Source organism: Mesorhizobium sp. M4B.F.Ca.ET.089.01.1.1 (assembly GCF_004022605.1).
Lineage (GTDB): Bacteria > Pseudomonadota > Alphaproteobacteria > Rhizobiales > Rhizobiaceae > Mesorhizobium > Mesorhizobium abyssinicae.
Map to the genome: position 1 here is coordinate 1 of NZ_RZOS01001380.1, position 469 is coordinate 469.

Here is a 469-nt window from a genome sequence, read left to right on the forward strand (position 1 = left end):
CCCCGTAGCTGTCGAGCGCCATGATTGAATCTGTAGCGCTAACAAAGCTGACGCAATACTGGCATGTGCGTTCGGATAAACGTCGAGCTGGGGGGCTACGTGACCGAACGTAGGGGTAAGGATTCAACCGGCGAGTGGCCAACTATTACCGAAAAGCATTGGTATGTGCTGTCTATCGTCAGTGCGACGTTCACGGCCGTGGCTATCGTAGCCGCCTTTCTCTTCATTTTCGGTAACGGCTTCGATGGGGAGCATGATACCCGCTTGGCCCAAGCGCTCGCCCCCTTCGGTGTTGCACTGTTCGCGTTGGTAACTTTTTGCACGGTTAGCTGGCGAGGCTCCATTAGCGTTAGGCAGGCCAATCAAGCTGAGAACGAAGGGCGCGCAAAACTGCTTCAGGAGGGAGCTAAACTTTTGAGCGAGCCAAGCAAACCATCCCATGTGTCTGCCGGTGTCGCCACCCTAAGTG

1 protein-coding gene is annotated in these 469 nt (G+C 55.4%); it reads left to right on the forward strand.

The window, feature by feature from the left end; translation table 11 throughout:
* Positions 1-99: 99 nt before the first annotated feature.
* Positions 100-469: hypothetical protein (locus tag EN780_RS40105; RefSeq protein WP_210215139.1), on the forward strand; the 370-nt coding region annotated here is incomplete at its 3' end.